Source organism: Zymomonas mobilis subsp. pomaceae ATCC 29192 (assembly GCF_000218875.1).
Lineage (GTDB): Bacteria > Pseudomonadota > Alphaproteobacteria > Sphingomonadales > Sphingomonadaceae > Zymomonas > Zymomonas pomaceae.
Map to the genome: position 1 here is coordinate 884,400 of NC_015709.1, position 18,899 is coordinate 903,298.

At 41.5% G+C, this 18,899-nt stretch carries 22 protein-coding genes; 8 read left to right on the forward strand and 14 right to left on the reverse strand.

Going from position 1 to position 18,899, the window contains the following annotated elements:
* Positions 1 to 211: 211 nt before the first annotated feature.
* On the reverse strand, positions 212 to 433 hold the full coding sequence (locus ZYMOP_RS03975; protein ID WP_013934071.1) for a hypothetical protein: 222 nt from the start codon (positions 431 to 433) through the stop codon (positions 212 to 214).
* 148 nt (positions 434 to 581) lie between these two features.
* Between ZYMOP_RS03975 and ZYMOP_RS03980 the strand changes: the two genes are divergently transcribed.
* The 3 genes from ZYMOP_RS03980 to gmk all read left to right on the forward strand — a co-directional run bounded on the left by ZYMOP_RS03980 (position 582) and on the right by gmk (position 2,349).
* The gene (locus ZYMOP_RS03980; protein ID WP_013934072.1) at positions 582 to 980 is read left to right on the forward strand and encodes an MAPEG family protein; all 399 of its coding nucleotides are present in this window, start codon (positions 582 to 584) and stop codon (positions 978 to 980) included.
* A gap of 141 nt (positions 981 to 1,121) precedes the next feature.
* Complete coding sequence (locus ZYMOP_RS03985) at positions 1,122 to 1,553, forward strand: glycine zipper 2TM domain-containing protein (protein ID WP_013934073.1); 432 nt, start codon at positions 1,122 to 1,124, stop codon at positions 1,551 to 1,553.
* A 142-nt stretch (positions 1,554 to 1,695) separates the two neighbouring features.
* Entirely contained in the window at positions 1,696 to 2,349 is a 654-nt protein-coding gene (gmk, locus tag ZYMOP_RS03990) for a guanylate kinase (RefSeq protein WP_013934074.1), read from the forward strand.
* Between the two features lie 91 nt (positions 2,350 to 2,440).
* On the opposite strand, the gene dapD is transcribed toward gmk, so the two are convergent.
* The 9 genes from dapD to ZYMOP_RS04035 form a co-directional block, all read right to left on the reverse strand.
* A complete protein-coding gene (gene dapD / locus ZYMOP_RS03995; RefSeq protein WP_013934075.1) occupies positions 2,441 to 3,271 on the reverse strand; it encodes a 2,3,4,5-tetrahydropyridine-2,6-dicarboxylate N-succinyltransferase in 831 nt (276 codons plus the stop codon).
* A gap of 50 nt (positions 3,272 to 3,321) precedes the next feature.
* A complete protein-coding gene (locus tag ZYMOP_RS04000) occupies positions 3,322 to 3,987 on the reverse strand; it encodes a pyrimidine 5'-nucleotidase (protein WP_013934076.1) in 666 nt (221 codons plus the stop codon).
* A gap of 207 nt (positions 3,988 to 4,194) precedes the next feature.
* Positions 4,195 to 4,536 (reverse strand): HesB/IscA family protein, encoded by a 342-nt coding sequence (locus tag ZYMOP_RS04005; RefSeq protein WP_013934077.1) that lies wholly within the window; start codon positions 4,534 to 4,536, stop codon positions 4,195 to 4,197.
* 40 nt (positions 4,537 to 4,576) lie between these two features.
* Positions 4,577 to 5,008 (reverse strand): SUF system Fe-S cluster assembly protein, encoded by a 432-nt coding sequence (locus tag ZYMOP_RS04010; RefSeq protein ID WP_013934078.1) that lies wholly within the window; start codon positions 5,006 to 5,008, stop codon positions 4,577 to 4,579.
* Entirely contained in the window at positions 5,005 to 6,228 is a 1,224-nt protein-coding gene (locus ZYMOP_RS04015) for an aminotransferase class V-fold PLP-dependent enzyme (RefSeq protein ID WP_013934079.1), read from the reverse strand. Before ZYMOP_RS04015 ends, ZYMOP_RS04010 begins: the two co-directional genes overlap by 4 nt.
* Positions 6,228 to 7,346, reverse strand: a complete 1,119-nt coding sequence (locus ZYMOP_RS04020) for a SufD family Fe-S cluster assembly protein (protein ID WP_013934080.1) — start codon at positions 7,344 to 7,346, stop codon at positions 6,228 to 6,230. Before ZYMOP_RS04020 ends, ZYMOP_RS04015 begins: the two co-directional genes overlap by 1 nt.
* Positions 7,343 to 8,086 carry a Fe-S cluster assembly ATPase SufC gene (gene sufC / locus ZYMOP_RS04025; RefSeq protein WP_041581951.1) on the reverse strand — a complete coding sequence of 248 codons (744 nt, stop codon included), beginning with the start codon at positions 8,084 to 8,086 and terminating at the stop codon, positions 7,343 to 7,345. The genes ZYMOP_RS04020 and sufC overlap by 4 nt, the downstream gene beginning before the upstream one ends.
* Positions 8,087 to 8,107: 21 nt before the next feature.
* Complete coding sequence (gene sufB / locus ZYMOP_RS04030) at positions 8,108 to 9,580, reverse strand: Fe-S cluster assembly protein SufB (RefSeq protein WP_013934082.1); 1,473 nt, start codon at positions 9,578 to 9,580, stop codon at positions 8,108 to 8,110.
* Complete coding sequence (locus ZYMOP_RS04035; RefSeq protein ID WP_013934083.1) at positions 9,580 to 9,990, reverse strand: SUF system Fe-S cluster assembly regulator; 411 nt, start codon at positions 9,988 to 9,990, stop codon at positions 9,580 to 9,582. The genes sufB and ZYMOP_RS04035 overlap by 1 nt, the downstream gene beginning before the upstream one ends.
* A 1,152-nt stretch (positions 9,991 to 11,142) precedes the next feature.
* Here ZYMOP_RS04035 and hisC point away from each other — a divergent pair.
* Positions 11,143 to 12,249, forward strand: a complete 1,107-nt coding sequence (gene hisC / locus ZYMOP_RS04045) for a histidinol-phosphate transaminase (protein ID WP_013934084.1) — start codon at positions 11,143 to 11,145, stop codon at positions 12,247 to 12,249.
* Positions 12,249 to 13,133, forward strand: a complete 885-nt coding sequence (tyrC, locus tag ZYMOP_RS04050; RefSeq protein ID WP_013934085.1) for a cyclohexadienyl dehydrogenase — start codon at positions 12,249 to 12,251, stop codon at positions 13,131 to 13,133. The genes hisC and tyrC overlap by 1 nt, the downstream gene beginning before the upstream one ends.
* Here the strand turns inward: tyrC and ZYMOP_RS04055 are convergent.
* From ZYMOP_RS04055 to ftsE, 4 genes are all read right to left on the reverse strand, one after another.
* Positions 13,130 to 13,858 carry a lysophospholipid acyltransferase family protein gene (locus tag ZYMOP_RS04055; protein ID WP_013934086.1) on the reverse strand — a complete coding sequence of 243 codons (729 nt, stop codon included), beginning with the start codon at positions 13,856 to 13,858 and terminating at the stop codon, positions 13,130 to 13,132. The genes tyrC and ZYMOP_RS04055 overlap by 4 nt on opposite strands.
* 164 nt (positions 13,859 to 14,022) lie before the next feature.
* Positions 14,023 to 14,631 carry a YdcF family protein gene (locus tag ZYMOP_RS04060; protein ID WP_013934087.1) on the reverse strand — a complete coding sequence of 203 codons (609 nt, stop codon included), beginning with the start codon at positions 14,629 to 14,631 and terminating at the stop codon, positions 14,023 to 14,025.
* A gap of 31 nt (positions 14,632 to 14,662) precedes the next feature.
* Entirely contained in the window at positions 14,663 to 15,454 is a 792-nt protein-coding gene (locus tag ZYMOP_RS04065) for a cell division protein FtsX (RefSeq protein WP_158498495.1), read from the reverse strand.
* A gap of 86 nt (positions 15,455 to 15,540) precedes the next feature.
* On the reverse strand, positions 15,541 to 16,242 hold the full coding sequence (gene ftsE / locus ZYMOP_RS04070) for a cell division ATP-binding protein FtsE (RefSeq protein WP_013934089.1): 702 nt from the start codon (positions 16,240 to 16,242) through the stop codon (positions 15,541 to 15,543).
* A 208-nt stretch (positions 16,243 to 16,450) separates the two neighbouring features.
* Here ftsE and ZYMOP_RS09660 point away from each other — a divergent pair, with 208 nt between their 5' ends.
* The 3 genes from ZYMOP_RS09660 (at position 16,451) to ZYMOP_RS04085 (ending at position 18,740) form a co-directional block, all read left to right on the forward strand.
* Positions 16,451 to 17,557 carry a zinc-ribbon domain-containing protein gene (locus ZYMOP_RS09660; protein ID WP_013934090.1) on the forward strand — a complete coding sequence of 369 codons (1,107 nt, stop codon included), beginning with the start codon at positions 16,451 to 16,453 and terminating at the stop codon, positions 17,555 to 17,557.
* A gap of 41 nt (positions 17,558 to 17,598) precedes the next feature.
* Positions 17,599 to 17,925: a YggT family protein gene (locus ZYMOP_RS04080; protein WP_013934091.1), complete on the forward strand. Its 327-nt coding sequence runs from the start codon at positions 17,599 to 17,601 to the stop codon at positions 17,923 to 17,925.
* Positions 17,926 to 18,113: 188 nt separating this feature from the next.
* Entirely contained in the window at positions 18,114 to 18,740 is a 627-nt protein-coding gene (locus ZYMOP_RS04085; protein ID WP_013934092.1) for a MarC family protein, read from the forward strand.
* Positions 18,741 to 18,899 lie beyond the last annotated feature (159 nt).

An 18,899-nucleotide genomic window follows, 5' to 3' on the forward strand; every position in this document is an offset into this window, starting at 1 on the left:
ATGTCAAATACGTGTAGCTGGTCATCTTGCCATAAAAAGGGAAAGGCATAAATATCCTTGGAAGTAAGCCTAAAAATCAAGAAGAGCGGTTTATAAGAGCAATCCGAGCAATTAGCTAGAAAAAGGCTCTAATGGGCATCACCATTAAAACGCGTCTTATCACAAAAAGGATGTTAGCGTATCTACTGAGATTAGATTTCTGATATACGTACTAAAATATACCACCACCTATTATAAGCCGGAAAACAGCGAATAATATCGCTATCATATTAATACTACGCCCACTGGTTTGTTTCGAAAAACAGCCGACCGCTAATCCGATAATAGGCAAGGGGATAATAAACCAATTGGCCCATCCAAAAAAGGGTAGGAACGCAATTCCCGCTAAGACCAAAGAAACAAAACCAATAAGCGACGAAAGTATATTAGCCATATTTTGAATAGCCCGTTTTTAAAAAATTATTTTAAAATACCGAAAAAACGGCACATCTTTATAACTCAAGAGTTCTTAATATTAGGCATACGAAGTGAGAGGCGGCTTTGCCTCCAACAGTATAAAATGATTATGGAAAGTGTATTTTATGATACCTATCCCTCAACTTCAGCTGTTGGGTATCCTGTTATTACTAGCCTTACTACAGATATTTTTGACCGCCTATTTTCGTACCCGTCAATATGGAGCCAAATGGAATGTGGGGGCGCGTGATGAAAAGTTACCACCGCCAACACCTACTGTTGGTCGGTTAGCTAGGGCACAAGCCAATCTTTTTGAAACGTTACCCATTTTTATAGGGGCGCTGTTAGGCAATATTTTTCTTCATCCCGATAATTATTTCAGCTTGATATGTGCTGAGATTTATGTGGTTTGTCGTTTGATTTATCTGCCGCTTTATATCTTTGGTGTACCCTATATTCGAAGTTTCATATGGGGAATCGGTATTCTAGGCCTGATAGGCGAAATCGCCCTTCTCTTTTGTTAAAAATTTTCATCCCAATCTTACAACAAAAAGAGGATATGCTTAATCCTACGCTCATATTTAAATGATAATAAAGTGCCAATGGTATGTTGCTTTAAAAAGTAACATTTAAACAAAATAGTTCTCTGTCTTGGGAGAAACAAAATGAAAAAACTATCCTGTGTTTTAGCGCTCATGTTGATGGCGCCTTTCGCTGCCGTTCATGCGCAACCACCCGGATATGATCGAGGCGGACCAGGATATGATCGGGGTGGCCCCGGCGATGACCGTGGCGGACCGGGATATGGTCGAGGCGGACCAGGGGATGACCGTGATTATGGGCGAGGTGGTGATAGACGTTATCGCAACGCGCGGCGTTTAGGCCCAAATGATCGCATTTATCGTGGCCGCGATGGAAGATACTATTGTCGTCGTTCCGATGGTACAACAGGTACCATCATCGGTGCCTTGGGTGGCGGTGTCTTGGGCAATGTTATTGCGCCGGGTGGATCAAAAACACTAGGTACCGTGCTAGGTGCTGGTGGTGGTGCGCTTATTGGTCGCCAAATAGACCGTAATAATGTCCACTGCCGTTAATAAATTTTAATTTTTATCAAACGGTAAGCATTTTTTGAATGCTTACCGTTTTGAAAATTAGGGCATTATAAACTTTTTCGGCCTTATCCTGTTTCGATTAATCTCTTGACCTAAACTCTGGCTTCGGCAAAAGATCGCCGCCATGCCTTCAGCTAACTTCCGTCTTGCCCGTCGTGGGCTACTTTTCGTTATTTCCTCACCTTCTGGTGCAGGTAAGTCCACTATTGCTCGCAAATTACTTGAGGAAGACGATGAAATTCATCTGTCTGTCTCGGTCACCACCCGTCCCATGCGTCCCGGCGAAATAGACGGTGTCGATTATCATTTTGTTGACGTCCCTGAATTTAAAAAGATGGTCGCTGAAGACCAACTTCTTGAATGGGCGCATGTTTTCGATAATCGTTATGGAACGCCCCGAAAACCTGTCGAAGAAATGGTGCACAAAGGACAAGATGTCCTGTTTGATATAGATTGGCAGGGTGCACAACAATTATGGCAGCAAGCCAGTGGTGATACCATTCGTGTCTATATTTTACCCCCTTCCGTTGAAGAATTAGAACGGCGTCTAAGAGGGCGTGGTACCGATTCTGAAGAGGTTATCAAAAAACGAATGGCGCGCGCCGCCAGTGAAATTAGTCACTGGGATGGCTATGACTATGTTTTGATCAATGATGATATTGAAGAATGCTTCCAACAAGTCAGAAATATCTTGAAAGTTGAACGTATTAAGCGTCGTCGCCAGATTGGTTTAATCGGCTTTACCCGAAAATTATTGGCACCGCCTGAAGATAAATAAATTTACTAGAAACATAACTTATAAAATAAGGCTGATATATTAAAATATCAGCCTTATTTTTATTTATAGAATAATATTGCTAATTTATACTTTAATTCTGATATTCCCGTAACAACTGATTGATACTCGTTTTTGAACGGGTGCGTTCATCAGCCGTTTTAACAATAACAGCACAATAAAGCGAAGGTCCCGGACGACCATCAGGCAAAGGCTTACCAGGAAGATTTCCGGGTACAACAACCGCATAAGGGGGTACTTTCCCCATATGAATTTCACCGGTTGCACGGTCAATAATGCGCGTCGATGCCCCAATAAACACGCCCATTGAAAGAACAGCCCCTTCGCCAATAGTTACACCTTCGGCAACTTCTGCACGGGCACCGATAAACGCATTGTCACCGATGATAACAGGACCTGCTTGTAAGGGTTCTAAAACCCCACCAATCCCAGCACCGCCAGAAATATGAACATTGGCCCCGATTTGGGCACAAGACCCAACAGTTGCCCATGTATCAATCATAGTATTTTCGCCGACATAGGCGCCGATATTGACAAAACTAGGCATCAAAACAGCGCCTTTGGCAATAAAGGCACCGCGACGAACAACCGCACCAGGGACAGCGCGGAAACCCGCTTCACGAAATTGCGCCTCACTCCAATCAGCAAATTTCAGGGGGACCTTGTCATAACCACCATGAAACGGCTTATTTTCGGTAAGAAGGAAAGAGAGAAGAACCGCTTTTTTCAGCCATTGATTAACAATCCACTGGCCATTTTCATCGACTTCGGCAACGCGTCTTTTACCAGAATCCAATAATCCCAAAGCTTCATCAACCGCTTTTGCCACTTCACCGCCGGTAGAGGGCGTAATATCGGCCCGATTTTCAAAAGCTTTATCAATAATATTGATAAGGTCGGTCATATAAAATTTTCCCGTTTTATACCCTATTTAAAGGGATATTTAGAATCAGTTTACGTAGTTATCTTTTTTAACCAATTACTTACATCATGAATTTCGTAATCAATTTTTTCATGACCTTCTGTAATATGGCCTTGCCCAAGTGGCCCGTGATTAACCCAAACAGTCGTCATGCCCTGATCTTTAGCAGGCAATAAATTACAGGCCATATCATCGACAAAGAGAGATTGTTTAGGAGTCACATCAAATTTTTTCAGCATAAGCTGATAACAAAAAGGATCAGGCTTTGGACGATATTGAGAAGAGTGGATATCAAAGACATCTTCAAAAAGATTAGATAAACCCCGATGATGCAAAACACGTTCTGCATAGGGTTGATCGCCATTTGTAAAAATCCATTTACGCCCCGGTAATTTTTCAATGGAGGTTCGTAAGGTTGGATCCGGCTTTAAACTACTCATTTCAATGTTATGGGCATAAGCCAGATAATCGTGGGGATCAACGTTATGATGACGTTTTAATCCCGCTAACGAAGCACCATATCTCAGATAATAATCTTGCTGTAATTTTTGGGATTCCATGGGCGAAATATGAAGTTTTTTGGCAATATAATCGGCCATACGAACATCAATATGGGAAAAAAGATCAGCGCTAGGCGGGTAAAGCGTATTATCGAGATCAAAAATCCAATTCTCGACATGTTGTAAGTCGGAAATCATACTATACGCCTTGTCATTTAAACCGTTTCGAAAATGTAAAAAGGGATGAGCTTATAACAGTTTTTTGTCAGTTTAGAAAATGGCTTCTCTTTTAAGGCAAAAATATAGAAACCATAAAAATTCTTCTAGGACATCAGATAAAGAAAAAGGCCTTCATCTTTTAGAATGAGGCCTTCTTATTAAACAAGAATAGGACTTCGATGCGTATCAAACTGTAAAACTCTCACCACAGCCACACATACCCGTTGCATTGGGATTTTCAAAGCGAAATGCAGCCTGAAAATCGTCTTCCACCCAATCCATCACCGAACCAATGAGATAGAGTAAAGAGGCACTTTCTATAAAGATCACACCTTCATCAAGTGCAATACGCTCGTCCAATGGATCGGCCTTATCGGTATAATCCAAAGCATAGGCCAGACCTGAACAGCCTTTTTTAGGCGTCGATAATTTTAGCCCAATGGTACCCTCAGGCGCTTCCGATAGCAAATCCTTGACATGTTTTTTTGCTTTCGGCGTCAGAGTAAGAATAGCAGAGGATTCAGCCATTTTTGTTCGCCTTATCGAATAATTAAGTGACTATTTAGAATTACAATAACCCTAATTCCAATTTAGCTTCATCATTCATACGATCCATACCCCAAGGCGGATCCCAGACCAATTCGACATTAACAACACCAACGCCAGCCACATGCCCCACCCTTAATTCTACTTCCGCAGGCATTGAACCTGCAACTGGGCAGTTGGGCGTGGTAAGCGTCATCTTCACATCGACATGGTTATCATCCCCGATATTAACATCATAAATCAGACCGAGATCATAGATATTGACCGGAATTTCTGGATCATACACATCTTTCAAAGCCTTGATGACTTCTTCCCTCAAGGCTTCTTTTTCAGGTTTTTCTGGAGTGAAGCCTTCCAAATAATCCTGCTTACGGTCCGGACTGCTGGCATCAGAAGCCGTTACAGAGCTGTTTTCAGGTAAAGCGGCACTCGGTTTTTCTCTAGGATCGGTCATAGAAAAATACTCACTACTCTTGAAAGACCAGCTGCTAAACGCTCAATATCTTTGACCTCATTATAGAGACCAAAACTGGCCCTTGCCGTTGCGGCTACACCCAGATGCGTCATTAACGGTTGCGCGCAATGATGCCCTGCTCTTATAGCAACGCCTTCTTCATCTAATATAGTGCCGATGTCATGCGGGTGAATACCTTCGATTGAAAAACTGATAATCGCCGCGCTATCATCAGGTCCTAACAAGCGTAGACCTTTAATGTCCTTCAAACGCTTTCGTGCCGCTATCGTCAATTCTGCTTCATGGCGGGCGATGGCATCAGCACCCAGTTTTTCAAGATAATCAACGGCTACGGCGAGACCTAAAGTTCCGACAATATTAGGTGTGCCCGCCTCGAAACGCGCAGGAGGATCTAAAAAGGTAGTTTTTTCAAAGGTTACCTGATCAATCATAGCCCCGCCCCCTTGCCAAGGGGGCATAGAAGATAAAATATCAGGCTTTGCCCATAAAACACCGATTCCGGTAGGGCCATAAAGTTTATGGCCTGAAAAAACAAAGAAATCACACCCTAATTCTGCAACATTTATGGAAAGATGGGGGGCAGATTGGCAACCATCAATTAAGAGTTTGGCCCCAACACTATCGGCAATTTGTCGGGCTTTTTTAACGTCGAGGACAGAGCCCAAGACATTAGAGATATGAGCAAAAGAGACCAGTTTATGGTCAGGCCGAATCATTTCGGCTGCCGCATCAAGGTCTATTCTGCCTTCTTCATCCAAAGGAACAACATCAATTTCAAAACCGATACGTTCTCTTAAAATTTGCCAAGGGACAATATTGCTGTGATGTTCTAAAACGCTTAACAAAATACGATCACCGGCTTTAAGATGGGAAGCACCCCAGCTTTGAGCAATCAGATTAATCGCTTCGGTTGCGCCCCTGACAAAAACAATTTCATCAGGCGAAGCCGCACCAATAAAACGAGCAATCTTGCTACGAGCTTGTTCATAAGCAATAGTCATATCCGCCGAGCGACTATAAACACCGCGATGAACTGTCGCATAATCAACCGCATAGGCTTTCGTAATAGCATCAATGACAGATTTCGGCTTCTGAGCTGTTGCCGCACTATCAAGATAAGACCAATCGGCAGGAATCGCAGGAAAATCGGCACGATGGTTCAAATCTGATACTCTATCAAGCTCGGCTAGCGTGCTCATTATTTTTCTCCCGCCCAATGCTCCGCATCATTAAGCCATATAGAATATAAGGCGCTATCTGGTTTGGATACAAAAGCCTCTAAGATAAAAGATTGTACTAAAAGTTCTTTCGCATCTTCAGGTGCGATACCGCGCGATTCTAAATAAAACAGGGCTTGCGAGTCTAGTTCACCCACCGCTGCCCCGTGGGCACATTTGACGTCATCCGCGTAAATTTCCAATTCCGGTTTCATGTTAACCGTGGCCTGACGGGAGAGGAGCAATCCTTTCAGTGATTGCTCTCCATCACTTTTTTGGGCCCCTGAAGCAACCTCAGTGCGCACGGCCAGACTGACGGTAGATTTATCATCGGCTAACGCGCGTAATTTCTGACGACTGCTACATTCCGGCGCTGAATGACGGGTAACCAGCATAACATCATGATGTTGGGATTTTTTGGCTAAAAAAGCGCCGCCACTCAGAACCGTAGCGCCGTTCGCGATCAGGTCAAATCGTTGATCGACACGGCTATCGGCCCCTTCACACCCCATCCAATCTGTGGCGAGGGTAGCCGCCCTTCCGATTTCACCTTCTTCCACTAAAGAGGTAAAACCACTATCAGCGCATAATCGAGCCAGTCGATGGAGCTGGGCATCTTTTCCTAAATTAAAATAAGAAAAGCGATTGCCCCAGCCATGGCCTGCATAGGTTTCAATCAAGGTAGCGGATACATTATCCGCTAATCGGATAGAGGACGGTAAATGATAGCTTCCCCCACTACCCAGATATAAAACTTCGATAGGTTGATGATAGGACTGTTCAAGATGCAAAGTCCATCCTGTTTGTCCTTGCGTCATAAGGGCTAATGGATTTTTACTATCCTCTTTTACGGATTGAATAGTGATAGGACCGGGATTGCTCTTTTCTGCCTGATACACACCATCAATAAATAAAAGTTTAGGGCCTTCTAAATCAGACCATAAAGACAAGTAGTCAGGTAATGGAAAGCCTCCATGAGGCTCCTGGGATAGGGGCTCTAAAATGTCGAGTTTGGACCAACGCCAATCTTCTTCATTTTGGGAAGGCAAATTCAATTTGGCTACCGGTGGGGCTTCTTTCAGATGAACAGATCCAATCATGCTACGAGCTCCCCATAGCCTTCCCGCTCTAATTCCAAAGCGAGTTCTGGCCCACCAGAACGGATAATCTGGCCATTGGCTAAAACATGGACGAAATCAGGTTTTACATGATCCAATAAGCGCTGATAATGCGTAATCAACAAAACAGAACGATCAGGACGGCGCATCACCCGATTGATGCTTTCACTGACAATCCGTAAAGCATCAATATCAAGACCGGAATCCGTTTCATCAAGAATGGCCAATTTAGGTTCCAAAAGCGCCATCTGCATCATCTCATTGCGCTTTTTCTCACCACCAGAAAATCCGACATTAACAGGGCGTTTTAGCATCTCCTGATTGATGCCAAGAGCCTTGGCCTCATTACGGGCGATTTTGATAAACTCCCCTGCTGATATTTCTTCTTCACCGCGCGTCTTCCGTTGTGCATTAGCCGCGGCACGTAGAAATTGCAGGTTAGAGACACCCGCGATTTCAACGGGGTATTGAAAACCTAGGAACAATCCGGCGGCGGCTCTTTCATGGGGTTCTAGGGCTAATAAATCCTTGCCCATGAAAGTGGCCGATCCCCCCGTTACCGTGTAACCGGGTTTGCCCGAAAGGACATAGGATAACGTCGATTTACCTGCCCCATTAGGCCCCATAATCGCATGGATTTCACCCGCGCCAATAGATAAATTGAGGCCTTTTAAAATCTGTTTATTATCGATTTCAGCGCGAAGATCACGAATATCTAACATCTTGTTCATTATTTTCTCCTGTCAGCCAACCGCGCCTTCAAGGCTGATACCCAGTAATTTTTGGGCTTCGATTGCGAATTCCATCGGCAATTTTTGTAAAACTTCACGGGCAAAGCCGTTAACAATCAAGGCTACGGCCTCGTCTTCATTCAAGCCTCGCTGTCTGGCATAAAAAAGTTCGTCATCAGAAATTTTTGAAGTTGTAGCCTCATGCTCGATCTTAGCCGTAGGGTTTCTAACCTCAATATAAGGGATAGTATGGGCACCGCATTTTTCGCCGATAAGTAAAGAGTCGCATCGGGTAAAGTTACGGACATTTTCGGCGGCACTGCCTACTTTTACCAAGCCACGATAAGTATTGTCAGAATGACCGGCAGAGATACCCTTCGAAATAATAGTTGATCGACTATTTTTCCCGATATGAATCATCTTGGTACCGGTGTCGGCCTGTTGGTAATTATTCGTCAGTGCGACTGAATAAAATTCACCCACAGACTCCTCCCCTTTCAAAATACAGGAAGGATATTTCCATGTAATGGCAGAACCCGTTTCAACTTGCGTCCAACTTACTTTAGAACGCGCACCATCACAAAGGGCTCGCTTAGTCACAAAGTTGTAAATACCGCCCCGGCCGTTTTCATCACCTGGATACCAGTTTTGTACGGTAGAATAGCGCACTTCAGCATCTTCATGGGCAAAAATTTCAACAACGGCGGCATGAAGTTGATTTTCGTCCCGTTGGGGGGCGGTGCAGCCTTCGAGATAAGAAACATAAGCCCCCTTATCAGCGACAATTAAAGTGCGTTCAAATTGTCCGGTATTAGCTGCATTGATCCGAAAATAGGTAGAAAGCTCCATCGGGCAACGGACACCTTCTGGAATATAGACAAAGGTACCATCCGAAAAAACGGCGCTATTCAAAGCCGTAAAATAATTATCCCGTACGGGGACGACACGCCCAAGATAACGTTTAATCAATTCTGGATAGGTACGAATAGCTTCTGAAATCGATAAGAAGACAACCCCGACTTCCTGTAGCTTTGAGCGAAAGGTTGTTGCCACCGATACAGAGTCAAAAACAGCATCGACGGCTACTTCGCGAGCACCGACCACACCGGCTAAAACTTTTTGTTCCTCAATTGGAATACCTAATTTTTCATAGGTACTTAAAATTTCTGGATCGATTTCATCAAGTGATTCAACCGTTGGTTTTGCTTTCGGCGCGGCATAATAATAGGCATCTTGATAGTCGATTTTAGGCAGTTTTAATTTTGCCCATTCCGGCATTTCCATTTCAAGCCAGCGCTTATAAGCCTCTAATCGCCAGTTAAGCATCCATTCCGGCTCTTCTTTTTTAGCCGAGATAAAACGAACAATATCTTCATTTAACCCTTTAGGGGCGAATTCCTGCTCAACATTGGAAGAGAAGCCCCATTCATAACGATCATTGCGAGCCAGCGCCTCAAGGGCGGCTTCATTTTTGGTTTCACTCATTATGCTGCTCCCGCAAGACTTTTAAGTGTTATACTTTTAAGGGCATTTTTGACGGCTTGATTCACCGCTGGCCAATGTGAACGCATCTCACATTCAGCCGCAAGCCTGCAAAACGGTACGCTATCATCCATACAAACAGTCATCGCGATTGGCCCTTCTACGGCTTCCACAATATCAGCAAGATTTATTTCCTCTGAAGGTCGGGCCAGGGTAAAACCACCGCCGACACCTCTTAACGAAACCAAGAGATGGGTTGCCGCCAAGCGGCCCATCAATTTTTGTACCGTTGGCAAGGGAATACCCGTTTTTTCTGCCATTACTTGGGTCGTCAAACACTTCACATCTGACATATTATTGGCTACTTCGCGCAGCATGATCACGGCATAATCTGTCAGATTAGAAAGACGCATAGGCCCTTAAATGTTCCTTCAAAAAACGTCTTTTCATCGACGTCATTATTGTCTCAGTTTCTTTTGATAGAAATACATCGAATCAAAATAGGACTGATTTTGTCTTAATTGACAATGGCAAGCCGAATCTTCTCCGTCAAGGGCACCTTACTCTATTACTGTAATCGAAATAGATTATACCTTAAAATAATAAAATAAGCTCTAATTTTATTAAAATAGCATTTTTTTCTTAAAAAAATATTCCTCTTATTACAGAAAATGAAATAATGTATTTTCTAAAAAATCCTTAGAAACTAGATCAATTAAGTAAAAAATTTAATATATTTTCATATAAAATAAATTTTAAATTTTTAAATAATACAATTTAAATAAAAATTTAAATTTAAATGATTATTTTTTAATAAAAAAAATTACAATATTTATTTTATACTTAATTTAATGAAATGAAATTATCAAAATTAATTTATAATTTTAAATTTTATTAAAAAATTAAATAATTTACTATAAAATAAAAATAAAAAATATTTTTTATTTTAAGGTGACTAATTTTAGGTCATAATTGAATGTAAGTGTTTTAGAATAAATGTTCATTATTTTAGTATGTAAAAACTAAAATTGAATTATATTTAAGAGGATATTATTATATTTTAATTTAATAAAAGTATATTGATTTATGTCTAATTTATTATTAAATTTGTAATAATAAAATTTATTTCTAAAATTATAAAATTGAGATAAGACTTCTACAATCTATTTTCGATTTATAAAATAAATTAATTGGTTTAATTAATTAAATATTAATAATAATGGAAAGACTTTGTTGTGAAACTTGAAATTCATTGAATTAATTTACTTTAATACAAGAAAATAAAAAATATTTACTAAAATAAATATGATTTATATTTTATTTTTTATAAAAAAATTAATCTTTATTAAATTTTATCCCTTTAAAAAAGAAGGATGTATAAAATTAACTTACAGATATTTTTATCGATATAATTTTCGAAAAAACACTAAAAATTTTGCCAAGAATGCTATAAAACGTTTTCAATTCTCTCATTATAATAGATAAATTATATTCATAAAAATAAGATGCCAGAGGATGGCCTTTTAAGCGCGCCTTTTTTATCCGGATTTTTTAAAAGAGCTATTATGACTTCACCTGAACTTCGTCCAAAATCCTGGATTGACAGTATCGCGCCTTATATACCGGGATCATCAAAAACATTAGATGGTCGTCCGGCGATTAAGCTGTCATCCAATGAAAATCCTCTGGGAACCAGCCAAAAAGCACAAGAGGCTTATATCAATGCAGTTAGTTCTCTTTATCGCTATCCTGATAGCGAAGCGACTGAACTACGCGAAGCGATTGGCGCATGTTATAAATTAGATCCGGCCCGAATTATTCATGGTACGGGTTCAGACGAAATTTTACATCTTGCGGCTGGTGCTTATGCCGGACAAGATGACGAGGTATTATATCCACGTTATAGTTTTTCAGTTTATCCCCTAGCAGCCAGACGCGTCGGAGCAACGCCAGTAGAAGCGCCTGATGATGATTATCGCTGTTCCGTAGATGCCTTATTGGCTGCGGTTACACCTCGAACACGGGTTGTCTTTATTGCCAATCCGAATAACCCTACAGGTACATGGATTTCACAGGCAGAAGTAGAGAGGCTATATAATGGTCTTCCCCGTAACTGTTTACTTGTCGTTGACCAAGCCTATGCCGAATATCTTGACCCTGAATGTGATGATGGCGCTTTAGCCTTAGCGAAAAATGTCCGTAACGTTTTGGTTACACGCACATTTTCCAAAATTTATGGTCTAGCCGCCGAGAGAATTGGGTGGGGTTATGCAGCACCCAGCATTATTGATGCCTTAAATCGTATTCGGGCCCCTTTTAATGTAACGATTGCCGGTCAAAAAGCCGCCATGGCCGCGCTTGAGGATCAGAAATTTGTTCACGACAGCTATAAACATAACCGTAAATGGCGTAGCTGGTTTGAAGATCAAATGGCGCTTTTAAGCAATGCGGGTATTCGGGTTATTCCCTCTGCTGCTAATTTTAGCCTACTCTTATTTGAAGGTAGTCTTACGGCTGAAAATGCGTATAAAGCCCTGATGGAAGAGGGCTATACGGCCCGCTGGCTTCCTGGACAACGCTTACCGCATGCCTTGCGTATTACCATTGGTAGTGAAAAGCATATGCGTGATGTTGCCCGTATTTTAACGGATTTAGTCAGACAGGCGCTCTAGTGACTGTTTTTAACCATATTGCGATTATTGGACTTGGACTTATCGGTTCGTCAGCGGCTCGGGCTACACGTCAATATTGTCCAAACGTTACGCTTACACTGTACGATAATTCTACAGCCGTGTGTGAACGGGCACGTCTTCTGAATCTAGGTGATAAGGTCACCGAGGATATTCAGGAGGCAGTCCATAATGCCGATATGGTTCTGTTATGCGTGCCTGTAAGAGCAATGGGTGTTGTAGCCGGGGCTATAGCACCCGCGCTAAAACCGGACGTTATCATCTGTGATACGGGTTCGGTCAAAGCAAGCGTTGCAGAAATTTTACAAAAAGCCTTACCTAACCATATTATTGTCCCCAGCCATCCGCTTGCAGGCACAGAGAATAATGGCCCCGATGCGGGATTTGCACAGCTATTTCAGAATCATCCTGTTATTCTTACCCCCGATACGCACACACCGGCCCAAGCCATTGCCCATATTGCCGAATATTGGGAGGAAATTGGGGGACGCGTTAATCTGATGACGGCACAACATCACGATCATGTCTTGGCGGTGACTAGTCACTTGCCGCATGTCATCGCCTATCAACTGGTAGCGCTGGCTTCGGAATATGAAATGCAAAGCAGAACACCGATAATGCGTTATTCAGCGGGCAGCTTTCGTGATGCTACCCGCGTAGCGGCTTCAGAACCACGCATTTGGCGAGATATTATGCTTGAAAATGCCCCTGCCCTCTTACCTGTCCTCGATCACTTTATTGATGATCTTCAAAAAATGCGTCATGCTATCGCTCACGAAGATAGTAACTATCTTCTTAATATTTTGGGAAAATCCCAAAAAGCTCGTATTGCGCTTAATAAAGATATTGAAGCGATGATTTCTTAAGAATTCTGTTCCTTTTCAAAGGGATCATTTAGCTGATTAATGGCCTTATGTACCCTTGCTTCTGCCTCTTTTCTAGGTAAACCAGCGGGAATAACTTCTCCAACCTGAAAATGAACAATACCAGATTTCTTATTAAGGCCTGTTTTCCATAATAAGCCGCTGTCCAGTGCAATAGGAATAACAGGTAATTTTAACATCTTGTACAACCCAAAAAATCCAGAACGTAACGGCGGCATTTCGCCATGCGCTACACGCGTGCCTTCTGGAAAAAGCAACAAAGAACGCCCCTGTTTTTGTGCATCTCCGGCCGCTCGTAGCATTCTCCGTAATGCAACGGCAGAACCTGTCCGATCGACGGGAATAGCCCCATGTGCCTGTAGCAAACGTCCAAATAATGGCAAATCAACCAATTCTCGTTTCAAAATAATTGCAGGGTGGCCCAAAAACCGGACTAATTCCAGGGTTTCGAACATAGATTCATGCTTGGCCACAATAAGATAAACGGCATCTTTAGCTAGTTTTTCTGTTGGCAATACGCCGTGCCATTCGCTTCGGATACCAATGATATAACGCGCTAAAAAGCTATGAAGTCTGGCCCAGCGATTGGCTTGACGCCACATAGCCGATTGCTTTCCTAATAATAAAGGAAAGGCCATAAAAATCATAAAAACAGTAGCAGAATAAAATAATATCAAAAATAAGGCCGCACGCAATTTGGCTATCATCTATTTTTCCGGTAAATTTAAATGAGACAAAGGAGGTTATGCTAAGGGGGATGCTCCTTAATCAGCGCCGAATTAAAATATTATTCCTATGAAAGCCAGCACTGAATAAAATTGTCACCTATTTTCCTAGCCTGTATGGTGGCATCAATCGTTAGAAAAGCGGATTATTTTTGATGAAAATAATGCCAGATATTATTCGATGTAGAGGGATATAATACCGAATTTAGGCCTATAGCGATAGCAAGACGTCGCCAAAGATATTTACAATACTCAATCATCCATATCCGCCAGCTTGAGTGACTAGGGATCGCATCTTCCACTACGACAATATTGCGGCCTGCAACCAAGGATAATTCAAAACGTGCACGTGCCATGTGCCAATCCGTCGTTATCAATCTGACAGAGTGATAATGATGCAGCCTTAGCCATTTTACAGTTTCATCCGCATTCGAACTGGTATCGACCGCTTGGGTTCCAAGATCAACACAGCATAAAATAAGTTGAAGCGGCACGTGGTAAAGTAAGGCTATATCTTCGGGTTTTACCTGTCTATTAACACCAGATACCAGCATCCGTTTAGCCTGACGGTGTTGTAACATTTCAAGACCACGATCAATTCGACCAGCACCACCGGTAAGAACGACAATCGCATCGGTTACCTGATTTGTCGCCGGAGCCGCATGAAAGAAGAAAAACAGCATAAATCCCCCTAACCACAGCATGAAAATACTGATCAGAAACCGGCTGATCCTAATCAGAAAAGATTTGATCATGACTGAAACCGAAAGGCAGATCCGTAATGTTTCATTCTTTTCCTATCATTCCAGAGACGATTATATGCGTTACCACTATGTCTATTATAATGGTAACAACAACGAAGAAAGCGAGAATAAACACGGATAGAAAATTTATATACGGATAATGTAAAGCAGGGCTGTTAAGATATGCCGATAAATAGCCGAATGAACCAAAGATCGTCATAGCAAGTATACAACCAATACTAGCCCCTTTTAAAAGGATTATCCCTATTTTGTAACACAATAAACGCGCAATATATCTTTGTTCGGCGCCTAATAAAGATAACAGCTCTATTTTATCCTGACAGCTCTTAACCAAAATACGCACCGCTAGGACTATAATGAAGAGCGTTGCACTCTCTATCAAAAAGATTACGCCCCCTGTGAAGCAGATCAATATGCGTAAAAAAGACAATAACGCTACGCCGCTTGAGCCATAATCATCAATCATAGCCGAAGGGGCTATCTGATGAATTATGTTGACTAGCCTTAGACGATCTACCTTGGGTGAGACTGTAAAATCTATCATAGCAGGTAGAGTAATATCCTTCTTTAAAGAAGGTTCTAACCATGGCTCTACTAAAAGCGACAATTCAGACTGATGAACCGGATGAATTTGCTTGATGGAAGGAATCTGGCGTAAAATATTTTCAACGGCCCGTTCCTGACTATCCCTCGCAACAGGATCAGCTTCAAAAATTTGCAGCGTGACACGTTCAGACAGTTGATCGTGTAGCCGTTCCACCTGTTGATGAATGGCCAAAACAAAAAGCAACGCCAAAGCGGATAAAGTAATCATTAAGGTTATAAGCCAAGATAATACACTTGGTAAGCTAGCCTTATTCAATATTTTGTGAGGATAGATAGGAAAGAAGCAAGGGCTCTTCATAAAAGAGCATTTCGATAATCTAATAAAGCCATAGATTCTACTATCTGGCCATTTTCAAGATGGAAATGAATAGCCTTCGGTACGCGGGTTAATAAATCAAGATTATGGGTCGCCATGATGACAGTCATGCCCTGCTTATTGAGAGCTGAAAGTAAATGCAAAACAGAATTGGAAATTTTAGTATCAATATTGCCTGTAGGCTCATCAGCCACTAAGATTTCAGGTCGTCGGATTAAGGCTCTGGCAATCGCGACGCGCTGTTGTTCGCCTCGCGATAGACTATCAGGGAAAGCTGTTGATTTGTTTTCCAATCCCATTTGCAACAAAAGTCTGTTGACGGAAGTAGTAATAAAATTTTTGCCTTTTTGATCCAGACGAAGGGGTAAAGCGATATTATCAAAGACGTTTAAATCAGGGATAAGACGGAAATCTTGAAAAACTATCCCCATACGCTGCCTAAACGCAGGGATATATCGATGGGGTAAGGCGACAACATCTTCCCCAAATAATCGAATTATCCCCCGATAAGGATGTAATGCCAGATAAATCATTTTTAAAAGAGTAGTCTTACCTACCCCTGATGAGCCGGTAACAAAGTAAAATTGCCCTGAAAATAGGCTAAAATTGAGATCAGAGAGGATCTCAGATCCAGCCTGATAGGCAAAATTCACATGATCAAATTGAACAACAGCTGTCAAATGACCCTCTTTTTTTCGGATAAAAAAAGCAAACTATCCTACAAGACAAAACTAAAAAATGCCTTTATATCAAAAAAGCACCTTTTATTTGTCGCGTCTTGGATAAAGAAAAACTAATTCTTGAACTGCCTATACTTGCTCCGGTTGCCAAGGCGTGCTTTATCGGATTAAGCGGCATAAATAGCCCTCACATAAGCGCAGAAGAGCCATGATTTTAACCTGTCCAGCCTGCCATACCCGTTACGAAGTACAAGATGGCATGATCACTGCCAATGGCCGCCGTGTACGTTGTGCCAATTGCGGCCAAAGCTGGATCGCATATCCTGATGAGAATGCAGAAAACACGCCTGTTTCTATTTCTGATGCTCTCTCTGGAGAGAGTGATAAAAGCAATCTTTCAGAGGATAAAGACATCAATTCGGCGATTTCTGACAAAACAGAAATAGCTCCGGTCAAAAACTCTGAAAAAAAATCGGTCTCTTCCCCAAATCAGGATCAGGCCAATATCGTTTCAGAAAAAAAGACTCCTTCCTTTTCTCAATCGGATCACACCTTTTCTAAGGCATCCAAAGAAACCAATGATTCTGATATAGTCTCTTCTGTCGAGGATGAAGCGACCGACTCTCAACAAGTGCCATTTGCTGTAGAAGCCCATTCCGCTAAGCCTTCGCCTGATAAAGCCCCTTCTTTATCTGATAACGAGACGGATCATAAACTCTCCTCCGAAGATCCCTTAAAACCGGATAGCGGTGAAGAAAATTTCGCCTCTTTTAGCTATAAACTTTCTTCTTCAACGCCCGATTATAATTTTTCAGAAAACGAAGATGAAGAAAATACGCAAGCTTATAATTTTCAGAACCATCGTTCTTCATTGCCAGCCAACCCGTCAAAACCATGGATGAAAAACTGGTTACTTGGCACGATTGCGGCTCTTTTTGTTCTTTTAATAGCGTCAGCTGTTTTCTATTTTTCTCACAGAACACACGCTCCCGCGCCTTTATCCTCTGTAAAATCAGCGAATAATACGCTGACGATTGAGCATGTTACGAACGAAAGACATCGCACAAATAGTAATAATGAACTGCTCTCCATTTCTGGACAGATCATTAATCATGACCATAAAGCTTTAAAAGTGCCTGATATTCGTATCGATCTTCTCGATGATAGTGGACAATCTGTTTTTAATTGGGTCGCGCCTGCGCCGATTGCCAGTTTAAAACCAGATGAGGCGGCTCAATTTGATAGTGCCACCTTTAACATTCCGCCAACAGCACGAAGCATAAGTATTGATTTTGCATCTAATCCTGAAAAATAATTTTTTTAATTTTCAATCTTATACTAATAGGAAAGCAATTCATGATATTATTATTAGAAATAGTATATTTTATTCTTAACATTTTATGGTGGGTTATTCTAATCCAAGCCCTAGCTTCATGGCTCATTGCCTTTAATGTTATTAATTCAGATAATGATTTCATTCGTAAGTTACTTTATACTTTAGATCAAATTACTGAACCCCTTTATCGCCCTATTAGAAAAATATTACCAGACTTTGGTGCTATTGATCTGTCGCCGGCCGTTGTCCTCATGGTAATTTTGATTGTTAACAGATTCGTTATACCCCATCTTATAACCCATATTTATATGATGCCTTTTCATGGGTTCATGTATGGTGATGTTTAATTAAAATACAAAACCATACCCTTAAACAATATATCGTTTTATTGCAAAAAATTGATAATTAATTTCTAAAATTAAGAGATATATCGTTGTTTATACCAATAAAAAAATTACAAAATTACTTTTGTAATTTCAGAGTGATAACGATATGGACAGCCCTCTTTTCTACTTAGCTTTTTGAGCTTTTATCTATGATAACCTTATTTATCTCGACCTTCATTACACTTTTTGTTGTTATTGATGTGCCGGGTTGTGCGCCTATTTTTGCTAGTCTTACCAAAACAGCCTCTTCCACTGATCAAAGGGCCATGGCGATAAGAGCCGTTTTGGTAGCCTCTTGTGTTTTGATTTTTTTTGGCCTGTGCGGAGAAGCTTTTCTTCGCTTGGTAGGTATTAGCCTACCTTCCTTTCAGATTGCTGGGGGTATCATGGTACTCCTTATCGCTATCGAAATGGTTTTCGAAAAACGTACCCAAAAACGTGAAGACCGAGCTCGCGAAGTAAAAAACATACCCGAAGAAGCCGAAGATATTTCAGTATTTCCTATGGCAATCCCGATGATTGCTGGTCCGGGTGCCATTGCAACGATTATGCTGTTAGTATCCAAAACTGAAAATTGGGAACAAGGTCTGGTCGTCTTTTTAGCCTTAGGCGCTGTTCAATGCCTTATGCTAATCTCCTTAATTCTGGCCGGCCCTATCATGCGTGTCCTTGGACGCCGAACAGAGGCTATGTTAACCCGTATTTTAGGCCTAATTTTAGCTGCGCTCGCAGTGCAATTCATTTTAGCTGGGTTGAAGACGTTTTTTCATTTTTAAAGTATACATCAAAGTATTTTTTATTGTTACGTTGTGGCTCTTTCCTTGTTTTATAAAGTTAATAAGCTTACAAAAAAAGCATGGTGGATCCGTTCCACGATGCAGATTGTCCAAAGGTTCCGCTATCAGCAATGATAGCGGAACTTCGCTTATTCCCTT

Coding starts and splice junctions, on each gene's coding strand:
- dapD (WP_013934075.1), bottom strand. CDS start 3,271: ATGACCGACCTTATCAATATTATTGATAAAGCTTTTGAAAATCGGGCC.
- ZYMOP_RS04000 (WP_013934076.1), bottom strand. CDS start 3,987: ATGATTTCCGACTTACAACATGTCGAGAATTGGATTTTTGATCTCGAT.
- sufC (WP_041581951.1), bottom strand. CDS start 8,086: ATGTTAGATATTCGTGATCTTCGCGCTGAAATCGATAATAAACAGATT.
- ZYMOP_RS04005 (WP_013934077.1), bottom strand. CDS start 4,536: ATGGCTGAATCCTCTGCTATTCTTACTCTGACGCCGAAAGCAAAAAAA.
- ZYMOP_RS03975 (WP_013934071.1), bottom strand. CDS start 433: ATGGCTAATATACTTTCGTCGCTTATTGGTTTTGTTTCTTTGGTCTTA.
- ZYMOP_RS04010 (WP_013934078.1), bottom strand. CDS start 5,008: ATGACCGATCCTAGAGAAAAACCGAGTGCCGCTTTACCTGAAAACAGC.
- ZYMOP_RS04015 (WP_013934079.1), bottom strand. CDS start 6,228: ATGAGCACGCTAGCCGAGCTTGATAGAGTATCAGATTTGAACCATCGT.
- hisC (WP_013934084.1), top strand. CDS start 11,143: ATGACTTCACCTGAACTTCGTCCAAAATCCTGGATTGACAGTATCGCG.
- ZYMOP_RS03980 (WP_013934072.1), top strand. CDS start 582: ATGATACCTATCCCTCAACTTCAGCTGTTGGGTATCCTGTTATTACTA.
- ZYMOP_RS04020 (WP_013934080.1), bottom strand. CDS start 7,346: ATGATTGGATCTGTTCATCTGAAAGAAGCCCCACCGGTAGCCAAATTG.
- ZYMOP_RS04060 (WP_013934087.1), bottom strand. CDS start 14,631: ATGATCAAATCTTTTCTGATTAGGATCAGCCGGTTTCTGATCAGTATT.
- ZYMOP_RS04055 (WP_013934086.1), bottom strand. CDS start 13,858: ATGATAGCCAAATTGCGTGCGGCCTTATTTTTGATATTATTTTATTCT.
- ZYMOP_RS04080 (WP_013934091.1), top strand. CDS start 17,599: ATGATATTATTATTAGAAATAGTATATTTTATTCTTAACATTTTATGG.
- ZYMOP_RS04035 (WP_013934083.1), bottom strand. CDS start 9,990: ATGCGTCTTTCTAATCTGACAGATTATGCCGTGATCATGCTGCGCGAA.
- ZYMOP_RS03985 (WP_013934073.1), top strand. CDS start 1,122: ATGAAAAAACTATCCTGTGTTTTAGCGCTCATGTTGATGGCGCCTTTC.
- ZYMOP_RS09660 (WP_013934090.1), top strand. CDS start 16,451: ATGATTTTAACCTGTCCAGCCTGCCATACCCGTTACGAAGTACAAGAT.
- gmk (WP_013934074.1), top strand. CDS start 1,696: ATGCCTTCAGCTAACTTCCGTCTTGCCCGTCGTGGGCTACTTTTCGTT.
- ZYMOP_RS04085 (WP_013934092.1), top strand. CDS start 18,114: ATGATAACCTTATTTATCTCGACCTTCATTACACTTTTTGTTGTTATT.
- sufB (WP_013934082.1), bottom strand. CDS start 9,580: ATGAGTGAAACCAAAAATGAAGCCGCCCTTGAGGCGCTGGCTCGCAAT.
- ZYMOP_RS04065 (WP_158498495.1), bottom strand. CDS start 15,454: ATGATTACTTTATCCGCTTTGGCGTTGCTTTTTGTTTTGGCCATTCAT.